The organism is Lacticaseibacillus pantheris DSM 15945 = JCM 12539 = NBRC 106106, from assembly GCF_001591865.1.
Lineage (GTDB): Bacteria > Bacillota > Bacilli > Lactobacillales > Lactobacillaceae > Lacticaseibacillus > Lacticaseibacillus pantheris.
This window is the reverse complement of sequence record NZ_BCVS01000163.1, coordinates 1-3,358: the sequence shown is the minus strand read 5'-3', so window position 1 is coordinate 3,358 and position 3,358 is coordinate 1. Positions and strand designations below refer to the sequence as shown.

General features: G+C 52.2%; 6 protein-coding genes. All 6 read right to left on the bottom strand.

All coding sequences use genetic code 11. From position 1 onward, the window contains the following. Positions 1 to 171: 171 nt before the first annotated feature. Complete coding sequence (locus LPA02S_RS11145) at positions 172 to 567, bottom strand: hypothetical protein (RefSeq protein WP_056957017.1); 396 nt, start codon at positions 565 to 567, stop codon at positions 172 to 174. 14 nt (positions 568 to 581) lie between these two features. Beyond that, on the bottom strand, positions 582 to 788 hold the full coding sequence (locus tag LPA02S_RS11140) for an XkdX family protein (RefSeq protein ID WP_054651822.1): 207 nt from the start codon (positions 786 to 788) through the stop codon (positions 582 to 584). Then, on the bottom strand, positions 788 to 1,258 hold the full coding sequence (locus tag LPA02S_RS11135; protein WP_056957018.1) for a hypothetical protein: 471 nt from the start codon (positions 1,256 to 1,258) through the stop codon (positions 788 to 790). Before LPA02S_RS11135 ends, LPA02S_RS11140 begins: the two co-directional genes overlap by 1 nt. A gap of 17 nt (positions 1,259 to 1,275) precedes the next feature. Beyond that, complete coding sequence (locus tag LPA02S_RS11130; protein ID WP_056957019.1) at positions 1,276 to 2,598, bottom strand: BppU family phage baseplate upper protein; 1,323 nt, start codon at positions 2,596 to 2,598, stop codon at positions 1,276 to 1,278. Between the two features lie 5 nt (positions 2,599 to 2,603). Next, the gene (locus tag LPA02S_RS11125) at positions 2,604 to 3,041 is read right to left on the bottom strand and encodes a hypothetical protein (protein ID WP_054651828.1); all 438 of its coding nucleotides are present in this window, start codon (positions 3,039 to 3,041) and stop codon (positions 2,604 to 2,606) included. A gap of 14 nt (positions 3,042 to 3,055) precedes the next feature. Then, positions 3,056 to 3,358: pyocin knob domain-containing protein (locus tag LPA02S_RS11850; protein WP_225350386.1), on the bottom strand; the 303-nt coding region annotated here is incomplete at its 5' end.

The window sequence follows — 3,358 nt, the reverse complement described above, 5'->3', positions numbered from 1 at the left end:
GCCGCGATGATAGCAATCTCACTTGCATTTGCAATGTCCATTTAATTATCCTCCTTGTGTCTTTTGTGATGACGACGCCGGCGTGTCCCAAAATACGTGATAACCGCCACAATTATTGGTGAACTCGCATTTAAAAAAGCGTCAACGTCGTTAAAAATTATATTTAGCAGCTTAGTCCAGTGTGCCATTATCGTCCTCCCGCCAAGCGAGGCGGACGACCAGTACAGTTATCACTAAGTCCTGCACCCATGGCATTGCCCCGCTAAAAAGTAGTCCGGCGTGCCATGCGTGCGCCATCTGTGTCGCCGTGAGCAAGGTCAGGCAACCGACCGCGACCGACAAAAAGAGGTTATCCACCTCCAAGTCGTGGCGATTGCTCATCACCCACCACAGCAGTGCGGCCCCCACCGCGATGAACAGCACGTCGAAACCGTGGTCGTTGCCAATGTCCCGAAACACGGGCGGCCAGGTAAACGGCGGCGGTGTCAGGTATGAGACCCAGCCGATGAGAATCAGGCCAATACCGACAGCGACGTGCTCCGGGTACGCTTTAATTTTTTCGAGCACATCAACGCACCCCCTTATGAGGCTGCTGGTGCAGCATTATCAGGTGCAGCAGACGTTGCAACCGGAGCCTCGCTTGTAGCCGCCGCGTAGTCCTTCCCGGTCAATGCTTTGTACTGGTCAGCCGTGATTACCTTGAAATTGACCGCTTGGCCGACCATATCGTCAGTCCATAGCTTGAGGCCGTAAAAGTACTTGATTGCGTTAAAGTCTGGGTAAGTCATTATTTTGTACCTCCTTGTACAGTCATGAGTTGATATGCAATCTGTGCGTTTTGCGCCTGCAAGTCGCTAATCGTCGCCTGGTCTTGCATTCGCTGATACGCGAGTTGGGCGATTGCCGTATCGGTTGCGCTTGGCGTCACTGGGTGGTCGGCAAGATACTGTGCCGCCTCCGCGTCCACACGTGCTTGGTAGGTCGCCTCATCCGTCCCTTGCCAAGCCTTGCCGTCCCAGGTAATGGGCGTGTATAGGCCAGGTGTGGGTGCCACGGTGGTTTCGTCGTCGCCGACGGTGTAGTCGTTGCGGACGACCTTAGTCGGCCCCAGCTCCTTGCTGTCTGCGTTGATGCCGTACACGACGATGTACGGGAGCAGGCTCTCGCCTGGCTGTAGCTTGGTGCCGTCACCCTCGCGTTGGCCCAGCCAATTGAGGTCGGAGTCATACGCGTAAATGGTTACTGATTCATCTGCCATGTCTTTTCTCCTTTCTGCTACTTAATCATCGCCAGAATACCTACACCAGGTAGCCAATTAGCGTCTTTGGGCACGTCTGGCATACCGTCCGACTGGTCACCCTTAAACGGCATCACCGTGAGCGCACTACCTGTTAAACCGTACTGGACGAGACTGTTGGCGTTTCGTGTGATTCCCAGTGAGCCGGAAATCATCATGGCATTGTCAATTTGCAGAGACGACGGGAACTTAACGACTTCTACGGACGTCCACGCCGCTAGTGCCGTCGTGTACTTAATTTGCCCAGCAATCATCACTAGCTGGTGACCGTTGATGGTTAAGGTCGAGTACGCGAATCGCCCGTTGTCCTGGTCACTAAAGCCGTTGACCCACGTCAGCCCGGCATTGCTCCACGGCGTTAAGGTTGCTACATCGGCATCAGTGGCAACTCTGTGCCACGTGCCTAGCACACCGTTATTTACTGCGACAAAATATGAGCTTCCAACATATTGATTTACGCGAATAGTGCCGACAGTGAATGAATTTCCGGGAACCACTTCCACCACGTACCACGTTATGCCCGGTATTGGCGAATTAGCTATCGGGGTCTCTGTAACATACCAATTGCCAGCATACGTATTCATATTTGCAGCTACAGTAGCAAAATCAGTAAATGTTGCTTGACGTGTTGCCAGAGCACCATTAATAGGTGCGGTAAAAGTCTTAGCTCCGCTAATCGTTTGATCAGTAGTTAAATTAACAAACGAGTTGTTTTGGACTGCTGTTTGGTAGGCTGCAACTTGTGTTTTAACAGCGTTGAGCGTCACCATAAGCTGACTGTTAGGGTCAATGATAAGTTTGAGCGCATCATTTGCCCCGTCTTCAATGGTCTTGCACTCGGCCAGAATTTGCGCCTTGAGCTTCTCAAAGTCTGTAACGAAAGGCTTTGCGTTGATACCCATAGACACTTTGTCGTCCAGCACGTGCAGATGCACGTTGACCGTGCTTACCCGGTTGCCGTCAGCATCTAGGATGGCGAAGAACGTACTGTCGTCGTCCCAATCACCCGGAGCTTGGAAGCACTCGGCCGGAAAATAGAAAGTCACCCGACCAGTAGATAGGCCGTCACCGGTCTGGTCTGCCGCTGCGGTACCGTTCACTTTAAATGGCGTCCCCTTGGGGTCTACCCCGTCAAACTCCACCGTCTTACCGGTGAGGTCATAATTCAGTCCGTCGGATTTAAACCAAAGTTTGACGTAGCTCTGTGAGTCACCCACACGGCCGTTAAAGTTTGGTGTGAGGTCGTACAACGTGTTATTCGGCCGTAGAAGGTCTAGTGTCACGTAGCTGTTTACTGCCACAAAAATCACCCTTTCTTAAATAGAGATTCATAATTGCTATACATAGTGTTGATTGCTGTTTCGACTGCCGCCCAATCGCTGTTGAGTGCGGTTATAAAGCTACCGTCAATTGCCAGCGTCTCCGGACGCCATAGGGTTATCTGTACCATATCCGTGTAGTCTGGCGGCCCGACGATACCGTGGCTGTTAAATTCAGCGATAACAGCGTTGACCGCATACTGGATGTCGCCGACGCAATAGTTACACCAGAGATACGCCGCGCGGTTGAGTTCGGTCGTCGGTGGTGCGGGTACGCTGGGCGTAGCTTCGATGCCCTCGAAAAAGACGGCGTTGTCGAGTTGGTAGAGGTCATCTACGGCTGCCATGATGGTTTCCGCGTTGGCCTCAATGTTTGGTAATAGCCGGTCTGCTGCGGGCAGACGAGCCAGTGCGATTGATGTCATTATTGCCTCCATTATCAGTTGGTAACCTTGTTCCATTGTGTCCAAACGTTGTTATTGCGCATACGTACATATACGTCTGCCGCCGCGGTGCCAACCCAACGTTGCATTACACACACGGGGTCGGCTGCGTCCACAAACAAGTAGGCCCAGCCGTCATGTGGAGCGTTCGTCATGTTTGATTTTAGCCAATAGCGACCGTCTGTGATGATTGTGTTGACATCGACGACATCAGAAACTGTTTTCCATGCCATGTAGTCCGTGCCAATTTTTGGCTTGAGCAGAGACCACATGCGGTCCGCGTCACGCTGGCGAAAAAT